General features: G+C 62.8%; 20 protein-coding genes and 2 pseudogenes. 19 read left to right on the top strand and 3 right to left on the bottom strand.

Features of this window, described 5'->3' with window-relative positions:
• Positions 1-184: 184 nt before the first annotated feature.
• The 5 genes from AC0T4W_RS18635 to AC0T4W_RS18655 all read left to right on the top strand — a co-directional run bounded on the left by AC0T4W_RS18635 (position 185) and on the right by AC0T4W_RS18655 (position 5,282).
• Positions 185-1,981 (top strand): SLC13 family permease, encoded by a 1,797-nt coding sequence (locus AC0T4W_RS18635; protein ID WP_476321523.1) that lies wholly within the window; start codon positions 185-187, stop codon positions 1,979-1,981.
• Between the two features lie 108 nt (positions 1,982-2,089).
• Complete coding sequence (locus tag AC0T4W_RS18640; protein WP_476321525.1) at positions 2,090-3,367, top strand: bifunctional O-acetylhomoserine aminocarboxypropyltransferase/cysteine synthase; 1,278 nt, start codon at positions 2,090-2,092, stop codon at positions 3,365-3,367.
• Positions 3,368-3,426: 59 nt separating this feature from the next.
• Positions 3,427-3,855 (top strand): thioredoxin TrxC, encoded by a 429-nt coding sequence (trxC, locus tag AC0T4W_RS18645; RefSeq protein ID WP_476321527.1) that lies wholly within the window; start codon positions 3,427-3,429, stop codon positions 3,853-3,855.
• A gap of 94 nt (positions 3,856-3,949) precedes the next feature.
• Positions 3,950-4,393, top strand: a complete 444-nt coding sequence (locus AC0T4W_RS18650) for a YiiD C-terminal domain-containing protein (protein ID WP_476321529.1) — start codon at positions 3,950-3,952, stop codon at positions 4,391-4,393.
• Positions 4,394-4,481: 88 nt separating this feature from the next.
• Complete coding sequence (locus AC0T4W_RS18655; RefSeq protein ID WP_476321531.1) at positions 4,482-5,282, top strand: universal stress protein; 801 nt, start codon at positions 4,482-4,484, stop codon at positions 5,280-5,282.
• A gap of 507 nt (positions 5,283-5,789) precedes the next feature.
• Here AC0T4W_RS18655 and AC0T4W_RS18660 read toward each other — a convergent pair.
• Together AC0T4W_RS18660 and AC0T4W_RS18665 are read right to left on the bottom strand one after the other, a co-directional pair.
• Entirely contained in the window at positions 5,790-7,145 is a 1,356-nt protein-coding gene (locus tag AC0T4W_RS18660) for an IS1182 family transposase (protein ID WP_476315485.1), read from the bottom strand.
• 111 nt (positions 7,146-7,256) lie between these two features.
• A complete protein-coding gene (locus tag AC0T4W_RS18665; protein WP_476321533.1) occupies positions 7,257-8,030 on the bottom strand; it encodes a ParA family protein in 774 nt (257 codons plus the stop codon).
• Between the two features lie 227 nt (positions 8,031-8,257).
• Between AC0T4W_RS18665 and AC0T4W_RS18670 the strand changes: the two genes are divergently transcribed.
• The 6 genes and pseudogenes from AC0T4W_RS18670 to AC0T4W_RS18695 form a co-directional block, all read left to right on the top strand.
• Positions 8,258-8,974: a beta-ketoacyl synthase chain length factor gene (locus tag AC0T4W_RS18670; RefSeq protein WP_476321535.1), complete on the top strand. Its 717-nt coding sequence runs from the start codon at positions 8,258-8,260 to the stop codon at positions 8,972-8,974.
• Positions 8,947-9,762 (top strand): lysophospholipid acyltransferase family protein, encoded by an 816-nt coding sequence (locus AC0T4W_RS18675; RefSeq protein WP_476321537.1) that lies wholly within the window; start codon positions 8,947-8,949, stop codon positions 9,760-9,762. Before AC0T4W_RS18670 ends, AC0T4W_RS18675 begins: the two co-directional genes overlap by 28 nt.
• Positions 9,737-9,997 (top strand): phosphopantetheine-binding protein, encoded by a 261-nt coding sequence (locus AC0T4W_RS18680; protein ID WP_090249897.1) that lies wholly within the window; start codon positions 9,737-9,739, stop codon positions 9,995-9,997. Before AC0T4W_RS18675 ends, AC0T4W_RS18680 begins: the two co-directional genes overlap by 26 nt.
• Before the next feature lie 11 nt (positions 9,998-10,008).
• On the top strand, positions 10,009-10,269 hold the full coding sequence (locus AC0T4W_RS18685; RefSeq protein ID WP_476321540.1) for an acyl carrier protein: 261 nt from the start codon (positions 10,009-10,011) through the stop codon (positions 10,267-10,269).
• Positions 10,269-10,814: a COG4648 family protein gene (locus AC0T4W_RS18690; RefSeq protein ID WP_476321542.1), complete on the top strand. Its 546-nt coding sequence runs from the start codon at positions 10,269-10,271 to the stop codon at positions 10,812-10,814. The genes AC0T4W_RS18685 and AC0T4W_RS18690 overlap by 1 nt, the downstream gene beginning before the upstream one ends.
• A pseudogene (locus AC0T4W_RS18695) lies at positions 10,811-12,073 on the top strand (AMP-binding protein); the annotation flags it as partial. The gene AC0T4W_RS18690 and the pseudogene AC0T4W_RS18695, both read left to right, overlap by 4 nt.
• Positions 12,074-12,077: 4 nt before the next feature.
• On the opposite strand, the gene AC0T4W_RS18700 reads toward AC0T4W_RS18695, so the two are convergent.
• Positions 12,078-13,031 (bottom strand): IS1595 family transposase, encoded by a 954-nt coding sequence (locus AC0T4W_RS18700; RefSeq protein ID WP_476315460.1) that lies wholly within the window; start codon positions 13,029-13,031, stop codon positions 12,078-12,080.
• A 74-nt stretch (positions 13,032-13,105) separates the two neighbouring features.
• On the opposite strand from AC0T4W_RS18700, the pseudogene AC0T4W_RS18705 reads away from it, so the two are divergent.
• The 8 genes and pseudogenes from AC0T4W_RS18705 to AC0T4W_RS18740 all read left to right on the top strand — a co-directional run.
• A pseudogene (locus AC0T4W_RS18705) lies at positions 13,106-13,513 on the top strand (3-hydroxyacyl-ACP dehydratase FabZ family protein); the annotation flags it as partial.
• Positions 13,514-13,738: 225 nt separating this feature from the next.
• Positions 13,739-14,473: a glycosyltransferase family 2 protein gene (locus AC0T4W_RS18710; protein ID WP_476321544.1), complete on the top strand. Its 735-nt coding sequence runs from the start codon at positions 13,739-13,741 to the stop codon at positions 14,471-14,473.
• Positions 14,470-15,408, top strand: a complete 939-nt coding sequence (locus tag AC0T4W_RS18715) for an LpxL/LpxP family acyltransferase (RefSeq protein ID WP_476321546.1) — start codon at positions 14,470-14,472, stop codon at positions 15,406-15,408. Before AC0T4W_RS18710 ends, AC0T4W_RS18715 begins: the two co-directional genes overlap by 4 nt.
• Positions 15,389-16,930, top strand: a complete 1,542-nt coding sequence (locus AC0T4W_RS18720) for an HAL/PAL/TAL family ammonia-lyase (protein WP_476321548.1) — start codon at positions 15,389-15,391, stop codon at positions 16,928-16,930. Before AC0T4W_RS18715 ends, AC0T4W_RS18720 begins: the two co-directional genes overlap by 20 nt.
• 110 nt (positions 16,931-17,040) lie before the next feature.
• Positions 17,041-17,466, top strand: coding sequence for an acyl-CoA thioesterase (locus AC0T4W_RS18725; RefSeq protein WP_476321550.1), 426 nt, complete (start codon positions 17,041-17,043; stop codon positions 17,464-17,466).
• Positions 17,467-17,558: 92 nt separating this feature from the next.
• Positions 17,559-18,191, top strand: a complete 633-nt coding sequence (locus tag AC0T4W_RS18730) for an outer membrane lipoprotein carrier protein LolA (RefSeq protein ID WP_476323795.1) — start codon at positions 17,559-17,561, stop codon at positions 18,189-18,191.
• A gap of 4 nt (positions 18,192-18,195) precedes the next feature.
• Positions 18,196-20,577 (top strand): MMPL family transporter, encoded by a 2,382-nt coding sequence (locus tag AC0T4W_RS18735; protein ID WP_476321552.1) that lies wholly within the window; start codon positions 18,196-18,198, stop codon positions 20,575-20,577.
• A 13-nt stretch (positions 20,578-20,590) separates the two neighbouring features.
• Positions 20,591-21,835 carry an NAD(P)/FAD-dependent oxidoreductase gene (locus tag AC0T4W_RS18740; protein WP_476321554.1) on the top strand — a complete coding sequence of 415 codons (1,245 nt, stop codon included), beginning with the start codon at positions 20,591-20,593 and terminating at the stop codon, positions 21,833-21,835.
• Positions 21,836-21,843: the final 8 nt, after the last annotated feature.

Below are 21,843 nucleotides of genomic sequence, written 5' to 3' on the forward strand. Positions count from 1 at the left end.
GACCCAACGCACAGGTACAGGGCGCGCTAGAGCGGGCGGTACAGCCTTATCTATTAAACCGAAAAGGCATATAAACCTTTCCAAACATTCTTAGACTCTCTAAGCAGCAACCCTTATCTTCTCCGCCTTGCGTGGCCGCCCCGTCTGGAATCGGCGCGCCCGGTACCTCGCGCTAAGGATGTTCATGTTCTGGGACTCTCTTCCTCTGCCCCTGCTGTTTGTCGGCGCCCTGCTGATCTGGGTGCTGTACGCTTTTGTGCGTGAGAAGTGGAGCCCGGACATCGTGGCCGCCATCGCCGTGGCAGCGCTGCTGATTACCCAACTGCTGACGCCAGCGCAAGTGCTCAGCGTGCTGAGCAACTCGGCGCCAGTGACCATCGCCTGCATGTTCGTGCTCTCCGCCGCGCTGGAGCGCACCGGCTGCATCGACGCCCTGGGTAACTGGCTGGGCAATCTGGTGGGCACCAGCCCGGTTCGCGTACTGACCGGTCTGACCCTAACCGCCCTGGTGATTTCCGCCTGCCTGAACAACACCCCAGTGGTGGCCATTCTCACCCCGGTGGCCATCGCCCTGGCGCGGCGCGCCGGCACTTTTCCGTCGAAGCTGCTGATCCCGCTGTCCTACGCCACCATCCTCGGCGGCACCCTGACCATGATCGGCACCTCGACCAACATCCTGGTCGACGGCGTGGCGCGTAAGGCCGGCCTGGCACCTTTCGGCATCTTCGAGATTACCGGCGCGGGCCTGATCCTGGCCACGGTGGGCATGCTCTACCTGCTGACCATCGGCCGCCACCTGCTGCCCGAACGCGAGACCCTGTCCAAGCAGCTGCGCCCGGATTTGGACCGCACCTTTATGACCGAACTGCTGGTGCCCCACGACTCCCCGGTGATCGGCAAGACTCTGCACGAGGCCAACCTGAATGGCGGCAGCGGCCTGCAGGTGCTCAAGCTGTTCCGCGAGGACCTGGAGCTGACCGAGCCCAGCGCCACCACCCTGCTGGTCAGCGGTGATCGCCTGGTGCTGCACGGTCAGGTCAAGAATGTGGTGGAGCTACGCGAAAGCGGCCATCTGACCTTCAACCGCAGCGACGCCTTCGAGACCATCAGCAGCCATGACGTGGTGCTGGCCGAGGCCATAGTCGGGCGCAACTCGCGCTACAGCCACCGGCCCATGCGCGACCTCGACCTGACCGCGCGCTATGGCATCGCCGTGCTCGCCGTGCACCGCCAGGACGAGAACATCCAGGGCAACCTCGACGATTTCGAGCTGCAGTTTGGCGACGTGATGCTGGTGGAAGGCACCCCGGCGCAGATCAAGCGCTTTGCCGACAATGGCGAACTGATCAGCCTCAACGCCGTGCAGGAACGTGCCTTCCGCCGCGACAAGGCGCCGATTGCGATCATCTCCACCCTGGCGGTGATGCTCCTCGCCGCTTTCGGCGTGATGCCCATCGAGGGCCTGGCGATCATCGGCGCGGTGACCGTACTGGCCACCCGCTGCCTAGACGTGGAAGACGCCTACAAGGCGGTGGACTGGAAGATCCTCAGCCTGATCTTCGGCATGCTGGCCATCAGCATCGCCATGGACAAGGTCGGCCTGGTCAGCCTGCTGGTGCAGAACCTCATGGGCTGGCTGCCCTGGGCCGGCCCGCTGCTGATGCTGAGCTTTATCTACCTGTTTACCTCGATCCTTACCGAGATGCTGTCGAACAATGCCGTCGCCGTGCTGGTCACCCCGATTGCCATCGGCATGGCCCAGCACCTGGGCGTTGACCCGCGCGCCTTTGTGGTCGCGGTGATGTTCGCCGCCAGCGCCAGCTTCGCCACGCCCATCGGCTACCAGACCAACACCTTTGTGTATAACGCCGGTGGCTATCGCTTTACCGATTTTATGAAGGTCGGCATCCCGCTCAACCTGCTGCTGTGGGTGGTGGCCAGTTTCGTGATTCCCTGGTTCTTTCCGCTGACACCGGTCTGACGACATAAGCTGTGAATATATCGATCTAACCCAACTCCTGCGCATTGACCGGGCCTTGCTGCTTTGCCCATGCTGGCAACCTTCAATCTGCCCTGAAGGAACGCGCCCATGAAATTGGAAACCCTGGCCATCCACGCCGGCTACAGCCCTGACCCAACCACCAAGGCGGTGGCGGTACCGATCTACCAGACCAGCTCCTTTGCCTTCGATGACACCCAGCACGGTGCCGACCTGTTCGACCTCAAGGTCGCCGGCAATATCTATTCACGGATCATGAACCCGACCAACGCCGTGCTCGAAGAGCGCGTGGCGGCGCTGGAAGGCGGCGTCGGCGCACTGGCCGTGGCCTCGGGCATGGCCGCCATCACCTACGCGATCCAGACCGTGGCGGAGGTTGGCGACAATATTGTCTCGGTGGCCAAGCTCTACGGCGGCACCTACAACCTGTTGGCCCACACCTTGCCGCGTTTTGGCATCCAGACCCGCTTCGCCGCCCATGACGACATCGCCGCCCTCGAAGCGCTGATCGACGAACGCACCAAGGCGGTGTTCTGCGAATCCATTGGCAACCCAGCCGGCAATATCGTCGACCTCGCGGCTCTGGCTGCCGCTGCGCACCGCCATGGCGTACCGCTGATCGTCGACAACACCGTGGCCACGCCGATTCTCTGCCGGCCGTTTGAGCATGGCGCGGACATCGTCGTGCACTCGCTGACCAAATACATCGGCGGCCACGGCACCAGCATCGGCGGCATCGTGGTCGATTCCGGCAAGTTTCCCTGGGCCGACAATAAAGAGCGCTTTGCGCTGCTCAATACGCCGGACCCGTCCTACCACGGAGTGACCTACACCGAGGCCTTCGGCCCAGCAGCCTTTATCGGCCGCTGCCGTGTGGTGCCGCTGCGCAACACCGGTGCAGCACTGTCGCCATTCAACGCCTTCCTGATCCTGCAAGGCCTGGAAACCCTGGCCCTGCGCATGGAGCGCCACTGCGAGAACGCCCTGAAGGTCGCCCATTACCTGCAGAACCATCCGCAGGTCGCCTGGGTGAAATACGCTGGCCTGCCGGATCATCCTGAGCACGAGCTGGCCGTGCGTTACACCGGCGGCAAACCAGCCTCGATCCTCTCCTTCGGCATCGTCGGCGGCCAGGCAGCCGGCGCGCGCTTTATCGATGCGCTCAAGCTGGTGGTGCGCCTGGTCAATATCGGCGATGCCAAATCGCTGGCCTGCCACCCGGCTTCCACTACCCACCGCCAGCTCAATGACGAGGAATTGGAAAAGGCCGGCGTGCCGCGCGACATGGTGCGCCTGTCGATTGGCATCGAGCACAGCGACGATATCCTCGCCGACCTGGCCCAGGCGCTGGACGCCGCCGCGAGCTGATCGCCCTTGATATTCGCGCAAGCGACTCCAGATTAGTGATACCGCCTCTGGAGTCGCCCATGTCCAATCCCCTACTTATCCCCTGCCCACACTGCAACGGCCTCAACCGTATTCCCGCCGAGCGCCTGAGCGATGCGCCGCGCTGTGGCCGCTGCAAGGCCGAGGTGTTGCCAAGCACGCCCTTCGAGTTGACCCAGGCCAATTTCGACGCGCAGAACAAGGGTGACCTGCCGCTGTTGATCGATGTCTGGGCCAGTTGGTGCGGCCCCTGCCGCAGCTTTGCGCCGATCTACGAACAAGCCGCCCGGCAGCTGCAAGGCCATTGCCGCCTGAGCAAGCTGGACAGCGAAGCCAACCCGCAGCTGTCGGCGGAGATGGGCATCCGCTCCATTCCCACGCTGATTCTGCTCAAGGGCGGCGTCGAAATCGCCCGGCAAAGTGGTGCGCTGCCGCAATTGCTCGGCTGGTTGCGCCAGCAGGGTATCTGAGCGGATCGGTCAATCGAACGCTGGCCTCGCGGTCATTACCCTGCCATCGACCAACCTTTAGGCTGGCCGCACAACAATACGCGCGGAGCCAAGCATGACGATGCCTATCGAACTGGTGCGCCAGCTCACTGAAGAACAGATCGCCTTTGTCCAACGCAGTGGGCTCAGGGCCGAAGTACTGGAAGCTGGCCACGTGCGCTTGTGCATGCCCCTGAGCGGCAATCAGAACCATATCGGCAGCATGTACGCTGGTGCGCTGTTCACCCTGGCGGAAATCCCCGGCGGCGCGCTGTTTCTTACCAGCTTCGATGCCCAGCGTTTTTACCCCATCGTCAAAGAAATGAACCTGCGCTTTCGCCGCCCGGCGACCGGCGATATTCGGGTTGAGGCACGCCTTGGCGCGGAAGAAATCCAGCAGTTGCAAAAGCAGGCAACAGAACGCGGTAAAGCCGAGTATGTTTTACAGTTGCAGCTGACCGATGACAGTGGTGAAGTAGTGGTCGAGAGTCGCGGCCTCTATCAATTACGCGCACACTGACGGCTGACCTTGCCCTTGGTCAAAAATCTAGCTACGACTCGAGGCCACAATAAATTTGCCGACAGGTATCGGCAGGAGAGAGCCGACCATGCCCACACACATTCTTATCGCCCACGACCTGCGCGACACTGCGGATATAGCGCTGTGCCGCGCCGCCCAGCTGGCCAAGCAGTTCAACGCCAAACTGACCATCCTGCATGTACTCGACCCGAGCAAAAGCAGCCAGGAACATGAGCAGGCCAAACAGGCCCTGGATCGCAGCCTGACCCAGTACGCCCCGCCCGGCAGCCTGCTGCTGATCCGCACCGGCATCAAACCTTCGGAAGTGGTGCTGCAGCAGCTCAACGAACTGGGTTGCGACCTGCTGGTACTCGGCGGCCATCACCAACGCCACGACTTCTTCTCCGGCACCAGCCTCGACCGTATTGCGCGCAACTGCCCGGTGCCGTTGCTGCTGGTCGCGCGTAACAACTCGCGCCCGTATGAACGCGCCCTGGCTGCCATCGACTTCTCGCTTTGCGCCTGCAGCGCCCTCGGCGAGGCTTATCGCCTGCTGCCAGAAGCTGCCGAGCTGCATGCCCTGCACGTCTTCGAACCAGATAAGGGCACGCGGCAGCAGGTCGAAGCGCAACTGGCCACGCAAAAAGCACTGATCAATCAGTTGCTGGAAGATGAAGCGCAGAACCTGCCGGAAAAAGGCCCAACCCTGACCCACTCGGTGGAGCAAGGCGGCATCCTGCGCAGCTTGCAAGCGCGCCTAAAAAGTACCAACACCGAACTGCTGGTACTCGGCAGCCACGGCCGCAGCGCACTGTCGCAAGCATTGCTCGGCAGCCTGGCGCAGCACTTCCTGCACAAGGCGCCCTGCGATATTTACGTCGTTCGGTAGGGTGGGTTAGCCGCGCAGCGGCGTAACCCACCCTGCTTACTCAGCCCCAACAAAAAGGCTCTGTCTCAAGACTGTGTTGCAGGCCGCTTTTGTAGGGTGGGTTAGCGGCGCTGGGGCTGGTTTTAGAGGGGCTCCACGCAATTCGAGCGCCGCGTAACCCACCATTGCGGTTTGTCGGTAGACCGCCATGGTGGGTTACGGCGCGTTGAGAGTCGATGGGGTTTGCCTGATCCCGGTTCGCGCCTAACCCACCCTACGTATTACCGCGTTTCATGCACCCTATAGCTGTTCGGGACGACTCAACACATAACTGGTACATAGCCAACAAAAAAGCTGCCTAGGAGCCTGTCGGACTTAACCCGAAAAGGAATGACAGCGCGGGTTTAGGTCTTTGATTGCTCGGGGTCGTTCTTTCTAAGCATCCGAGTTGACTATCGCGAACCCAGGCGGTCCGTTCGTGCACCTGAGCAGCTGCCTGGACGCGGGTGGGCGTACTTTTCGGCCGCGTTACATCGCGCGTAGCACATGCAAACGCTTGATGTTCCAGGCCATGGTCACCAGGCTCCATTCGCCCTGGGCGTTGGCCAGGCCGCGCATGCTCATCTGCCGCCAGCCCATCACTCGCTTGATGATGCCAAACACCGGTTCGACCGTCTGTTTGCGTAGCCTGTACAGCGCTCGACCTTCTTGCGTGCTCAGTCGGTGAGCCATCTGTTCGACTGGGTTACTCGTCTGTGGTAGCGGCGAGTCGGTGGCAAAGCGCTCCAGTACCGGGGTGTGGTGCGACTCGCGTTTGAGCGCCAGAAGCGGTTCGACCTTGGCTTCGTGGCAGGCGCTCACGTTGGCCTGGCTGAAGAAGCCGCTGTCCGCAATCAGGCTTTTCACCTCGCCTAATTCGGCGGGCAAGGTGGCTATGCGCTGTAGCGTGGGAACCACTTCGCGCTTGTCGTTGCAGGCCTGGGTTACATGCTGTGTGACCACCAGCATCGTCTCGGTGTCGACCCCGGCTTGAGCGTTATAGCTCTGCTCGAAGCCGCCACCGGAGACGGGCATGATGCGTGACTCTTCATCGGTCAGATTGACTTGATCGCTGTCTTTGGGGCCCGCTGCGGGCGGTTCTGGATCCTTGCCGCGTGGTTTCTTTCCAGCCTTGCGCTGGGCCTCACGCTTGGCCGTCTTGGCCTCGAATTGCTGTTGCTCAATGGCGTGTCGCTCAGCTGCACGTTGCTCGATCTTCGCTTTGGCCTGGGCTATCGCGCTGAGCCGATCTTCGCGCCGGGCAATCTCCGCCGGCACATCCATGCCATCGGGTACGGCGGCGCAGTCGCTGTTCTCGGCCAGCGCCAGCAACTGCTGGACCTCCTGGCGTAACTGCGCCTCGATCTTGTTGGCGTGCGCCCAGGACAAGGCCTTGTGCTTACTGGCGTTGGCCTCGATCTTGGTGCCGTCGAGAGCGATATGACCGAGCTTGAGCAGCTTCATCTCGCGCGCCAGCATCAGCACCTGGACGAACAGCGATTCAACCTGCTGCCGGAAACGTCGACGGAACGTAGCCAAGGTGTCGTGATCGGGGTGGGTGTTGGCCGCCAGATAACGGAACGCTACCGAGTCATAGGTCGCGCGTTCGATCTTGCGGCTGGAGTGCACGCCATTGGCGTAGCCGTATATCAGCAGCCCCAGGAGCACGGCCGGATGGTGGGCAGCTGAACCCCGCCCCGCATACTGCCCAGTCAGCTCGCTCAAATCGAGTTGCTCGATGACCTCGACCACGAACCGCGCCAAGTGATCCGCCGGCAACCACTCGTTCACCGAAGGCGGTAGTAAATACGCAGTGTCTCGGTCAGCAAGGACAAAACGGCTCATCAGCGGGGCTCTCGATTGCAGGGCCTTGATTGTCGCGAATACTTTCAGCGCAAGGAAGAGTCAGAAAGTCCGACAGGCTCCTAGGCAGCTTTTCTGTTTTCCGGGCGCGGCTCAGTCAGCGCTATTAAGCAGGTCATGCAGCTCGACAAACTGCTGGGTCAGCTTGTGGTTGCGGTCTAGGTAGATCAACGGCGTACAGGCCTGGTGCGATTCGCGCATCTTCACCGAGCTCATCAGGTTGACCGGCAGCACCGGCAAGCCCTCGGCAATTAACTCGTCAAGCAACTGCTGCGGCAGGGTGGCGCGCGGCTGGAACTGGTTGACCACTATGCCTTCAACCTCCAGCCCCTCGTTGTGGTCTTCCTTGAGCTCTTCGATTTCGCGCAGCAGGCCGTAGAGCGCCTGACGCGAGAAGCTGTCGCAGTCAAAGGGGATCAGCACGCGGTCGGCGGCGATCAAGGCGGACACGGTGTAGAAATTCAACGCCGGCGGAGTGTCGAGGTAGATGCGCTCGTAATCCTCGCTGAGGTCTTCGAGCAGTTTGCGCAGCTTGTTGATCTTGTGTTTCTGCTCAAGCTTGGGCTGCAGGTCGGCCAACTCGGCGGTGGCGGTGACCACATGCAGGTTGTCGAACGGCGTTTCGTAGATATCCACGCCGCTCTTTTTCCCGAACGGGCCGCTGCTCAGCGTGCCTTTGAAGAACTCGGCAATGCCCATGGGGATGTCCTCACCGGTCAGGCCGGTGAGGTAATGGGTCGAATTGGCCTGGGCATCCAGGTCGATCAGCAACGTGCGATAGCCCTGGGAGGCGCTCACTGCGGCCAGGTTGCAGGCAATGCTGGACTTACCCACACCGCCCTTCTGATTGAAGATCACGCGCCGCATGAAATACCCCCTGAATCCCGCATAAACCCCGAAATGGTCCCGGATTCTATGCAAACTACGTGACAAGGGCGAGATTTTCGGCAAATCCGCGCCGCCTCCGGTCAGAACGATAAGCCACGGATTTGCGCATGGCCCGTACGGTCTGGATAATGCCAGCACTTCGCCACACCTGCTGCCGAGCCCTTCACTGGTTGCGACTGGCTGTAGCCGACACGGACCCCCACCGCGTGACACATTTCAGGATCGAACAATGGCGTGCCTGGGCCCCTGGCCTGGACAGCACGGCTGACTGGTGCGCCTGGCATCAGGCACCGTCGCGCCTGATCGATGCCGGTGAGCAACCGGATGTCAGCGCGCTGCCGGCCATGCAGCGCCGGCGCCTGAGCCGTCTGGCGCGGATGGCCTTCCATGTCGCCTGGCCGCTGGCCGAAGCGCACCCACAATTGCCCATGGTATTCGCCAGCCGGCATGGCGAAACCCCACGCACCCTGGCTATCCTCACCGACCTGGCGCACGGCGAGCCGCTATCGCCGACCCAGTTCAGCCTCTCGGTGCATAACGCGATCATCGGGCTGTGGTCGATCCAGCGCGGCGATCACAGCGAAATGACCGCCATTGCCGGCGCCGGCGATGGCCTGGAAAACGCCATATTGGAAGCCTGCGGCATGCTCCACGACGGCGCGCCTGCAGTGCTACTGGTGATTGCCGAGGAAACCCCGCCCGCGCTTTACACGCCTTTTATCGATGACGTGCCGTTTCCCTATGCCGTTGGCCTGCTGCTGACGCCGGGCGATGAGTGGCAGCTGCACCTGAGCCGCGCCGACGGCGCAGGCAGTGAGTGGCCCCACGCCCTTAACCTGGTCCGCGCCCTGTGCAGCGACCAGCCGACCCTGCAGCACCACTGGAAGAGCCGACAATGGATCTGGTCACGCAGCAAGGTCTGAGCCGTTACAGCGCGCCCTATGTCTGGCGGCTGATTGCCACGGCCCTGAGCTTCAGCCTGTTCGGCATCGGCGGCGTGTTGCTGCGCATACTGATTTTCCCGCTGCTGGCCCTGCTACCCGGCGACGCCCTGAACCGGCGCACCCGCGCCCGCGCGGTAGTAAGCAAGACCTTCTACCTGTTCGTGCGCTTTATGTACCGCAGCGGCGTGCTGACCTACGAGGTCGAAGGTATCGAACGCCTCGGCCAGCCGGGACAGATGGTCATCGCCAACCACCCGTCGCTGATTGACGTGGTGGTGCTGATCGCCTTTATTCGCGATGCCAACTGCGTGGTCAAACAAAGCTTGTGGGATAACCCCAGCATGCGCGGCCCCCTGCGCGCGGCCCACTACATCAGCAACAGCGGCAGCATGGATATGCTTGATGAGGCGGCAGGCGCCCTGCAAAGCGGCCAGACCCTGGTGATCTTCCCCGAAGGCACGCGCACCACACCGGGGCAGGCACCGGAATTTCACCGTGGCGCCGCAGCTATCGCCATTCGCGGCGCGCGCATCGTCACCCCGGTGGTCATCAGCGTCAGCCCCACCACCCTGACCAAGGCCGAGCCCTGGTACAGCATTCCGTCGCGCCGTTTTCACATCCGTCTGCGCGTAGGCGAGGATATCGACCCACAACAATTCAATGCCATGGGGCCGCCGCCGATAGCCTCACGCAAACTCAACGATTTTCTGCACCAACACTTTATGAAGGAGCTCGCCAAAGATGAGCGATTTGCAGCTGGAGATTAAGAACCTGATCATCGACGCCCTCGGCCTCGAAGACATGGCTGCCGAGGACATCGCCGCCGACCTGACCCTGTTCGGTGAAGGCCTTGGCCTGGATTCGGTAGACGCCCTGGAGCTCGGCCTGGCCATCCAGAAACGTTTCGGCATCAAGATCGACGCCGAAGCCAAAGATACCCGCAAGCACTTTGCCAACGTAGCCAGCCTGGCGGCATTCGTGTCATCGCAACAGACCGCCTGAGGAAGCCACCGATGCAAACCCGTGAAGAGATTTTCGACACCCTGCGCGATGCGTTGGTCGAGCTGTTCGAGCTGGACGCCGAACGTATTACGCCGGAAGCCAACCTCTATCAGGACCTTGAAATCGATAGCATTGATGCCGTGGACCTGATCGACCATATCAAGCGCCAGACCGGCAAAAAACTTGCGGCCGAAGAGTTCAAGGCTGTGCGCACCGTTGGTGACGTGGTCGAGGCGGTGCTGCAACTGGTCAACGCCCCAGCCAACGAATAATGAGTCGCCTATTGGGCCTGCTCCTGCTGCTGGCCGGGTTGATCTACCCCTTTGCCGTGTACTACGGCATGGAGCACCTGTCGCCACGCCTGTTCGCCGCCGTGCTTGGCGGCCTGTGGCTGGTGCGTGCGCTAAGCCAATGGGGCAAGCCGGGCAACCGCTGGATGACTGCCGTGGCCCTGGGCTTCTGCCTGCTGCTCGGCCTGGCCGGTGAGCCTGAGCTGCTGCGCTGGTATCCGGTGCTGCTCAACGGCCTGCTGCTGGCGCTATTCGGCCTGAGCCTGAAGTTCGGCCCACCACTGATCGAACGCCTGGCGCGCCTGACCGAGCCGCAACTGCCGGACGTGGCGATCCGCTACACACGTCTGGTTACCGCCGTCTGGGCCTGGTTCTTCCTGGCCAACGGCCTGGTGGTGGTGGCGCTAATTTTCTGGGCGCCGCTGAGTTGGTGGACCCTCTACACCGGGCTGATTTCCTACGGGCTGATGGGCCTGTTGTTTGCCGGTGAATGGCTGGTGCGCCAGCATGTAAGGAGACATGAATGAACTGGCTGCCCCTCGAGCACCTGCTGCTCGAAGCCCACCCAGGCCGCACAGTAACTGCGGATATGGATCAGCCCCAGCTGCGCCAACACGCCCTGCAACTGGCCGCCGAGCTGCAAGGCCGTGGCGTAAAACGCCTGGCGCTGTACCTGGATGATGCCGGTGAACTGGCTATCGCCCTGCTGGCCGCCTGGCGCGCCGGCATCGCCGTACTGCTGCCGGCCGATGCCCAGGCGCAAACCCGCCAGCGCATAGGTACGCAGTGCGACCTGTGGCTGGATAATCTCGACGGTTTGCTTAACCCCGAAAGCGTTGCGCTGCAGCCCGCCCCGCTCGATCTCGACCAGTGCCGACTAACCCTGTGCACCTCTGGTTCCAGCGGCGAAGCCAAGCTGATCGACAAATCCCTGCGTCAGCTGGCCAATGAAGTCACCGCCCTGGAGCAACTGTGGGGCGAGCAGCTGGGCACCGCGACCATCCTCGGCAGCGTCGCCACCCAGCATATCTACGGCCTGCTGTTTCGCGTGCTCTGGCCGCTGTGCGCCGGCCGCGTCTTTCTGCGCCGCGCCCAGCCATTCCCCGAAGACTTGCAGCGCGAAAGCCTGACATTCGCCAATGGCTTTGCCTGGGTCGCCAGCCCGGCGTTGCTCAAGCGCATGGGCGACAACCTTAACTGGCCGGCGCTGCGTGCGGTACGCCAGGTGTTCTCCTCCGGCGGCGCGCTGCCGGCCGAAACCGCTGCCGAACTGCAGAATCTGCTCGGCCAATGGCCCACGGAAATCTACGGCAGCTCGGAAACCGGCGGTATCGCCTGGCGTCAGGGCGGTGAGCTGTGGACGCCCTTTGTCGGGGTGGAACTGGGGCAGAACAGCGAAAGTGCGCTGCACCTGACCTCGTCCTATCTGCCGGTCGGCCACCGCGAGCAGACCGCCGATGCGGTGGAGCTGCAGGCCGATGGCCGCTTTGCCCTGCGCGGTCGCCTGGACCGGGTTATCAAGCTGGAAGAAAAGCGCATTTCCCTGCCCATGCTCGAACAGGCGCTAAGCAGCCACGAATGGCTGAGCGATGCACGCCTCGGCGTGATACAGGAAGGCCGCGCCTACCTCGGCGCGCTGGTCGTCCTGAGCGCGGCCGGCTTGCATGCGCTGCGCAACCAGGGGCGCAAGACCGTCACCGAAACCCTGCGCCGTCACCTGGCCGACCATTGCCAAGCCATCGCCCTGCCCCGGCGCTGGCGGCTGCTCGCCCAGCTGCCTTACAACAAGGCTATGTCTGAGTTAACTGTTGCGTGGCCCTATATCCCAGCGACTCACCCAAGCAAATCAACGGGTTGAGCTGCGTTTTGTAGCGTTCAAGCAGGCGCCGCCAGCCTAAATAATTCGTCAGGTATTTGGTGGCCACACCATGAAAAGGAATCATCCAGCTCTTGAGCCGACTATCGTAGGCGTTCACGTTCTGGATGTGGAAAGCGCCATCAACTCGGCGTTTCTGACTCGGGTTTATCGGTCGATGAGTAATGCCCTCTGCTTTGGCAAAGTGGGCATAGACACCTGCGCTGTCGGTGCAAAGAATCGCGTCCGCGTCTATCAGCGGGCGCAGTCGCTCCCCGACGTGGCGTGCATCAAGCTTTTCCAGCTTGAAGTCAGCCTGCTGGCCACTACGATCTCTCACCACCAACACTGGGATCTGCTCGGCAGACAACCCGCGCCGCTTGGCACTTCCACCGCGCTTACGAGGTGGGCGGGGCAGCTCTCTCTGGCCCTTGAAGGACTCCAGGAAGAAGGTCTCATCCGCCTCGACAATGCCCGATGCATGCCGGGCCTGGTGATCAGCAATTCGAGAGAGAAACCGGTGCCGCCACAGGAAAGCCGTGTTCTTGCTGACGCCACAATGGATTGCGGCCTTGCGTACGCTCAGGCTTTGGGTCAACGCCTCGGCATAGTCTTGCCACAGATGACGCTTTCTCAATCGCGCCATAGGAGTGCCCGTCAGAGCATTACTGGTTTTGCCACACGCTTTGCAGCGATACCGAGGCAGGTCGCCACTGGTGCCCCACGGGCGCAGTTCTTTGGACTGGCAATGTGGGCAGTGGCTGGGGGCTTTGATTACGTCCTGCGTAAGCACGCCGGTATGTGAAAGGCTGGTGCTCAACTGACGACGCTGCTCTGGCGTTAGGGTGGGCAGCTGGGCTACCCACCGTGAAAACTGAATCGCTTTCATGATCAATCCCTCGCATTCGGAGACATCACAACTCAGTTTAGACCATCGCAACAGTTAACTTAGACATAGCCTACAACAATCAGGGCAAGCTGGTCCAGGCCACGGTCGAAGCACTGCTGGCAGCACCACGGCCAACCCAGGTGGAGCCGCTGTCAGCGGTGGAGCAAGACGGCGAGTGGCAGCTGGAACTGGTGGTGCCGCTAGACCTGGCGCACTTCACCGGGCACTTCCCGCAAACCCCGGTACTGCCCGGCGTGGTCCAGGTTGACTGGGCGCAGCAACTGGCGCGCAGCCTGATCAAAGACCTGCCGCCACGTTTTAGCGGCATGGAAGTGCTGAAATTCCAGCAACTGGTGCGCCCCGGCGATCAGCTGCAACTGACCCTGCGTTTCGACACCGCACGCGGCAAGCTGTACTTCGCCTTCCGCAATGGCGAAGCCCCCTGCTCGTCCGGGCGGATTTTGCTGGGGCCAGCACAATGATCCGCTTTGGTAGGTTGGCGTTGAGCGCAGCGATACCCAACAAGGGTTCGATGGGTATCGCTGCGCTCAACCCATCCTACGGAGCTGGAGCCCGCACAATGAATGGCTTGTGTAGGTTGGCGCTGAGGCACGAAGCCCAACATTGGCGGCGCTGGTCGTTGGGCTTCGCAAGCTCAGCACCAACCTACGCACAGCCCATGCCTACCATCCGTGTAGAGCATTGCCATGCATAAGCCCTGCGCAGTAATCCCGGTCTATAACCACGAACACGCGCTGCCCGTGGTGGTTGCCGCGCTGCATGCGGCCGGCCTGCCCTGCGTGCTGGTGGACGATGCCTCCAGCTCGGCCTGCGCGGCGGTAATGGATCAGCTGGCCACACAGCCCGACACCTATCTGGTACGCCTGCCGGTCAACCAGGGCAAAGGCGGCGCGGTAATGGCCGGGCTGCGTGAGGCATCTCGATTGGGTTTCAGCCATGCGCTGCAGGTGGACGCCGACGGCCAGCATGACCTCAGCGATCTGCCTCACTTTATCAACGCCTCACAAGCCGCCCCGGAGGCGCTGATCTGCGGCTACCCGCAGTACGACGAGAGCGTGCCGAAAGGCCGCCTTTACGCGCGTTACCTGACCCACGTATGGGTGTGGATCAACACTCTATCGCTGAGCATCCGCGACTCCATGTGCGGCTTTCGCGTGTATCCGCTGCCGGCCACCCTGGCGCTGATCGACGCGGTAGATATCGGCAAACGCATGGATTTTGACACCGAGGTTTTGGTGCGCCTGGCCTGGCGTAATCAGCCCATGCACTGGCTGCCGACCAAGGTGCATTACCCGCTGGATGGCCTGTCGCACTTTCGCCTGTGGCACGACAACGCGCTGATCTCGAAGATGCACGCCAAGCTGTTTTTCGGCATGTTGCTGCGCGCCCCACAGATTCTCTGGCGCAGGTGGCGCGCATGAGTGGCCAGCAGCACTGGGCCGGGCAGCGCGAGCGCGGCAGTTTTATCCTGATGAAATTCACCGCCTGGCTGGCGCGCCTGCTCGGCCGCCGGCTGATCAGCCCGCTGCTGTACCTGATCGTGCTGTATTTCTACCTGTTCGGCGCCAAGGCGCGGCGTAGCATCCGCCAGTACCAGCGCAACCTGGCTAACTGGAGCGGCCGCGCCGAGTTGCAGCCGACCCGGCACAGCGTGTTCCGCCACTTTATGAGCTTCGCCGACACCCTGCTGGACAAGCTCGATGTATGGAACGGCAAACTCGGCCTGGAACAGGTGACCCTGATCGACCCAAGCAACGCCTGCGTCCAGCTACACCAACAAGGCCGTGGGCAGATGCTGGTGGCCGCGCACCTGGGCAACCTGGAAGTCTGTCGCGCCCTGGCCGAACTCGGCGAGCAGGTGACCATGAATGTGCTGGTACACACCAAACATGCCGAACAATTCAACCGCCTGCTCGGCGAGGCCGGCTCTAGTCATTTGCGGCTGATTCAGGTCAGTGAGCTGGACGCGGCGATCATGCTGCAATTGTCCGAGCGCCTGGAGCGCGGTGAATGGCTGGCGATTGCCGGCGACCGCGTGCCGCTCAAGGGCAGCCGCAAGGTCAACGTGAACTTCCTCGGTAAACCCGCAGCCTTCCCGCAAGGCCCGTGGTTGCTGGCCGGGTTACTGCAATGCCCGGTCAATCTGATTCACTGCCTGAAAATTGATAAACGCTATCAGGTGATCATCGAACCCTTCGCCGAGCGCCTGTACTGGAAGCGCAGCGAACGGGACGCGGTGATCCGCCACTGGACCCAGCGCTATGCCGACCAACTCGCGCAACGCTGCCTGGATGCGCCCCTGCAATGGTTCAATTTCTACCCGTTCTGGAATGAAGATGACGACAAATCAGCCTGATCCCATCGTGTTTGGCGAGCGCCCCTTGAGCATCGAGCAGGTTGTCGCCCTGGCCAATCGCAGCGCCCCGGCGCAGCTGCAAAGCGATGCCGCCTACCGCGAAAAAATCGCCAAGGGCGCGCGCTTTCTCGACAGCCTGCTGGACAAAGAAGGCGTGATCTACGGCGTCACCACCGGCTACGGCGACTCCTGCGTGGTGGCCGTGCCGCTGTATCAGGTCGAGGCGCTGCCGCGTCACCTGTACACCTTCCACGGCTGCGGCCTGGGCAAGCTGCTGGATGAGCCGGCCACCCGCGCCGTGCTGGCCGCACGGTTACAGTCGCTGTGTCAGGGCGTTTCCGGCGTGCGCGTAGAGCTGCTCGAACGCCTGCAGGCCTTTCTCGAATACGACGTTCTGCCGCTGATTCCGGAAGAAGGCTCGGTGGGCGCCAGCGGTGACCTCACGCCGCTGTCCTATGTCGCCGCCACCCTCAGCGGTGAGCGCGAGGTGATGTTCAAGGGGGAGCGCCGCAGCGCCGCCGATGTGCATAAGGAACTCGGCTGGACGCCACTGACCCTGCGCCCAAAAGAAGCCCTGGCGCTGATGAACGGTACCGCAGTAATGACCGCCCTGGCCTGCCAAGCCTATTCGCGCGCCGACTACCTGCTGAAATTGGTCACGCGCATCACCGCGCTTAACGTGGTAGCACTGGAAGGCAACCCGGAGCATTTCGACGAGCGCCTGTTCGCCGCCAAGCCGCACCCGGGGCAGATGCAGGTCGCCGCCTGGCTGCGTCAGGACCTGGCCATCGACGCGCCGACCGCGCCGCTGCACCGCCTACAGGACCGCTACTCGCTACGCTGCGCGCCGCATGTGCTCGGCGTACTGGCCGATAGCCTGGGTCTGCTGCGTCAATTTATCGAGATCGAGCTGAACAGCGCCAACGACAACCCGCTGATCGACGCCGAAGCCGAACGCGTGCTGCACGGCGGGCACTTCTACGGTGGGCATATCGCCTTCGCCATGGACAGCCTGAAGAATCTGGTGGGCAACGTCGCCGACCTGCTCGACCGCCAGCTCGCCCTGCTGGTCGACACCCGCTACAACCACGGCCTGCCGAGTAACCTGTCCGGCGCGCCGAGCGTTAGTGCAATGATCAACCACGGCTTCAAGGCCGTGCAGATCGGCACCAGTGCCTGGACCGCCGAAGCCCTGAAAAACACCATGCCGGCCAGCGTGTTCTCGCGCTCCACCGAATGCCACAACCAGGACAAAGTCAGCATGGGCACCATCGCCGCGCGCGACGCCCTGCGCAGCCTGGAGCTGACCGAACAGGTCGCCGCCGCCACTCTGCTGGCCGCCAACCAGGGCGTGTGGCTGCGTCAGCGCGACGGCAAGAACCATATCCCGGCTCCGGTTGCGGCCATGCGCGAACAGCTGGCCGTGGACTTCCACCCGGTGATCGAAGACCGCGCTCTGGAAGCCGAGCTGCGTCTGTGCCTGGTGCGCATCCGTGCGCAGCATTGGAGGCTCTATGCGTAAACGCCGATCCGCCTGTGTAGGAGCCAGCTTGCTGGCGATCCAGCCGCACGCAAAAGCATCGCCAGCAAGCTGGCTCCTACGGAAGCAGGCCCAATCCGGAGGAGCCCAGCATGCGTAGCAAAGGTGTATTACAAGCCGAGATCGAACTGCAGGTGCCGTTCTTCGATGTCGACATGATGGAAGTGGTCTGGCACGGCCACTACGTCAAATACTTCGAAGAAGCGCGCTGCGCCCTGCTCGACAAACTCGGCCACAACTACATGCAAATGCGCGACGCCGGCTACGCCTGGCCAGTGATCGACCTGCAGCTGCGCTATATCCGTGGCGCGCAGTTTGGCCAGAAGATCATCGTGCGCGCCGATCTGGTGGAGTGGGAAAACCGCCTGAAGATCAACTACCTGATCAGCGATGCCGCCAGCGGCGAGCGCATGACACGTGGCAGCAGCGTGCAGGTGGCGGTGGAAATCGCCACCCGCGAAATGCAGTTCGCCTCGCCCAAGGTGTTGATTGAAGCCGTTGAGAAGGTGTTGGCGTGAACAGTCTTTGGCCCGGATTAAGCCGCGCACTCAACCCCGTAGGTTGGGTTGAGCTTTGCGATACCCAACGCGGTGCCAACCTCGTAGCCCGGATGCAATCCGGGAGCGGTGTACGATCGGAGAACGCGTCCCGGATTGCATCCGGGCTACTGCTGCTCTTGCTGCTTCTCACGCCCCCAGCGTATGCCTTCGACCTCGATCAGCTTAGCGCCCAGCTGGCCAAGCCTGCCGTGGTGCGCGGCCCGCTGATTCAGGAAAAGCACCTGCGTGCCCTGCCGCAGCCGCTGACCAGTCGTGGCCAGTTCGTCCTGAGCCGTGACCTGGGCCTGCTCTGGCAATTGCAAAGCCCGCTCAAGCAGGATTACCGCATCGACGGCCAGGGCATCGCCAAGCGCACGCCCGGCGGCTGGCAACAGCAACCGGGGCAGGATGTCGCTGCCCAGCAAAGCCGGCTGTTTCTCGCCGTGCTCAAGGGCGACCATAGCGGCCTGGCCAAAGACTTCCAGCTGCAACTCAGCGGCACCGCCGAGGCCTGGCAACTGCGCCTGGTGCCAAACTCAATGTTGCTCAAGCAGATTTTCAGCCGCATCCAGATCGAGGGCGGTGCCCTGGTCGAGCGTATCGAGCTGCATGAAACCCAGGGCGACCGCAGCGTGCTGCGCCTGCCGGAAAGCCAGGCCGGCGAGGCTTTGAGTGAGCAGGAGCAACGCGACTTTGCCAGGTGAACGCATGCGCAGTGAACACTGGCTGCCACGCGGCTTTCTGCTGCTGCTTGCGGCTCTGCTGGCGCTTGCTGCCTGGCAGTGGCGCAACGGCCCGCCCGTCGCGGCGGATATGCTCGCGCTACTGCCCGCTGGCAGTGGCGATGAGCTGGTGCAGCAGGCCGAGCAGCGCATGCAGGAGCCGCTCAACCGCGACCTGCTGCTGTTGATCGGTCACCCGCAGCGCGAGCAGGCGATTGCCCTGGCGCAGCAAGTGGGCGAGCAGTGGCGCAGCAGTGGGCGTTTCGCCCAGGTGCAATGGAGCGTCGACAGCGACCTTGCTGTGCTGCGCGATTACCTGCGCAGTAACCGCCTGGCCCTGCTGCCGACGGCAGATCGCCAGCTGCTGCTGAAACAACCGCAACAATTGGTCGAACAACGCGCCGCCCAACTATTCGACACCTTCGCCGGCTTTAGTCTGTTGCCCATCGAGCAGGATTGGCTGGGCCTTGGCGTACGCGCGCAACAGGCGCTGAATCCTGGCAGCCGCATCCAGGCGGACCTCAGCAGCGGCGCGCTGCTGCTGGAAGAGCCGGGTATGACCTGGGCCCTGCTGCGCGCCAGCGCCCAGGGCAGCGCCTTCGATATGCAGGAACCGCCACTGATTGCCGCCCAGGTTGCCGCTACCCGCGCGCAAGTCGAAACAGCCGGCGGGCAACTGCTGGCGGCCGGCGGCGTGTTGTACGCCGCTGCCGGGCAGGCCAAGGCCACCCGCGAGATCAGCCTGATTGGCGGCGGCGCCACCCTCGGCACCTTGCTGTTGTTGCTGCTGGCCTTTCGCCGCGTGCGGGTGTTGGTCAGCCTGCTACCGATTGGTATGGCGCTGCTCGCCGGCTGTACCGCCTGCGTGCTGGTGTTCGGCCAGATCAACGCCCTGACCTTGGTGCTGGGTGCCAGCCTGGTCGGGGTCGCAGCCGATTACCCGCAGCACTATTTAAGTAAAAGCTGGAGCAACGCCGAAGGCGCGGACGGCTGGACCAGCTGGGGCGCATTACGCGCCACCCTGCCGGGCCTGAGCCTGAGCCTGGGCACCAACCTGATCGGCTACCTGGCGCTGGCCTTTACCCCCTTTCCGGCGCTGACCCAGGTCGCGCTGTTCTCCGCCGCCGGGCTGATCGCCGCCTACCTCTGCTCGGTATGTCTGCTGCCGGCCTGGTTGCGCGGCCTGCGGCTAAGCCCATCGCCGCAGTTGCTGAGGTTGAGCCAACGCCTGTTGGCCGGTCGGGCACGGCTGTTGGCCAAGACCGGTAGCGCGCCGCTGCTCGTACTGCTACTGCTGTTCTGTGCTGGCGGCCTATGGCAGCTGCATACGCAAAATGATCTTCGCCAGTGGCTGGGCAAGGAACCGCAACTACTGGCCGAAGCCCAACGCATCGCCGAGCTGACCGGGCAACAGCCCACCAGCCAATTCTTTCTGGTGCGCGCCGCCACCCCGAAGCAGTTGCTGGAGCGTCAGGCGGCGCTAAGCCAGCGCTTGGATCAGGCGGTGCAGAACGGTCAATTGCGTGACTACCGCGCACTCAGCCAACTGGTCGCTCCGGATAGCCAGCTGCAGGAATTGCGCGCGGCGCTGAACGAGCTGCCGCAGCACTGGCAGCCGCTGCTCGATCTAGGTATTCCGCCAACCGCGCTGCAGAACGAACTACTGGAACTCCAGCAAAACAATCAGGCCGGCCTTGAACAAGCCCTGGCCAGCCCCCTGGGCGAGGCGTGGCGACCCTTGTGGCTTGGAGCCAACGACAACGGCGTGGCCGGACTGGTCAGCCTGCAAGGGCTTAGCAACAGCAGCGAACTCAAACCGCTGGTCGAGGGCCTACCGGGGGTACAACTGGTTGATCGGATCAGTGAGCTCAACGCGCTATTCAGCGCCACCCAACTGAGCGCCGCCGAGCTGAAACTGCTGTCCTCAATCGCCATCCTGTTATTGCTGTGCCTGCCGTTCGGCCTCGGCGGCGCGCTACGCGTGGTGTGCCTGCCGCTGCTGGCGGCGCTAGCGGCGCTGGCCTGCCTGGGTTGGCTGGGCCAGCCGCTGACCCTGTTCAGCCTGTTTGGCCTGCTGTTGATCACCGCCATCGGCGTCGATTACGCCATTCTGATGCGCGAAAACATCGGCGGGCCGGCGGTCAGCCTGCTCGGCACCTTGCTCTCGGCGCTAACCAGCTGGCTGTCGTTCGGCCTGCTGCTGATCAGCGACACCCCGGCGATTGCCAACTTTGGCCTGGCGATCAGCCTGGGCCTGCTGTTCTGTTTTCTGCTCGCGCCCTGGGCTACCGCCCGTACAAACGACTATCGGCATGCGCCAACACAACCTGATGCCGGTTCCGACCGGCGCCCATATGACCGTCCCTGAGGCAAAAGCCGCTATGAAGTCTTTTGAAGTCGAACAACGCCGGGTTGTAGTCATAGGTGCCGGCCCGTCCGGGGCGATTGCCGGGGCGCTGCTCAAGCGCAATGGCCATGACGTGCTGGTGCTGGAGCGCCAGCGCTTCCCGCGTTTCTCGATTGGCGAGAGCCTGCTGTCGCATTGCCTGGACTTCGTCGAAGAAGCCGGGATGCTCGACGCGGTGCATGCGGCGGGCTTTCAGACCAAGCATGGCGCGGCCTTTGGCTGGGGCGAGCGTTATACCGAGTTTGATTTCCGCGACACCTTCACCAAAGGCCAGGGTTCGACCTATCAAGTGCTGCGCGCCGACTTCGACAAACTGCTGGCAGACCAGGCCGAACTGCAGGGCGTGGAAATCCGCTATGAAGAGGAAATCTTCGCCGTCGACTTTAGCGGCGAGTGCCCGCGCCTCAGCGTGCGGCGTCTGGCCGACGGCCATGAGTATCAGGTGGAATGCGCCTTTGTGCTCGACGGCAGCGGCTACGGCCGCGTGCTGCCGCGCTTGCTCGACCTCGACACACCGTCAAGTTTCCCGGTGCGCCAGGCGCTGTTTACCCATGTCGAAGACCGCAGCGAAGGCAGCGGTTTCGACCGCGAGAAAATCCTCATCACTACCCACCCGACTCTGCGCGATGTGTGGTTCTGGACCATCCCCTTTAGCAACGGCCGCTGCTCGGTCGGTGTGGTAGCCGATGCCAAACGCTACGAGGGGCGCCCGGCGGATCTGGATGCTTGTCTGAAGCAATTTATCGAAGAGACTCCTAGCCTGCACAAGGTGCTGAAAAACGCCGTATGGGACACCCCGGCGCGCAGCATTGGCGGCTACTCGGCCAACGTGAAAACCCTGCACGGCCCAGGCTTTGCGCTGCTCGGTAACGCCGCCGAATTTCTTGACCCGGTGTTCAGCTCCGGGGTGACCATTGCCATGCGCTCGGCAAGCATGGCCGCCGGTCTGTTGCACCGTCAGCTCAGCGGCGAGACGGTGGACTGGGAGCAGGACTTTGCCATCCCGCTTAAGCGCGGCGTCGACACCTTCCGCGTGTATGTCGAGGGCTGGTACGACGGCAGCTTCCAAGACGTGATCTATTTCGAGAAGGCCCAGCCGGAAATCCGCCGGATGATCAGCTCGATCCTCGCCGGCTACGCCTGGGATGAGAAAAACCCCTATGTCGCCGAACCCAAGCGGCGCCTGCGGGTGCTTGCCGAACTCTGCGCAGCTAATTGATAAGGACC

Source organism: Pseudomonas sp. C7.1 (assembly GCF_056312395.1).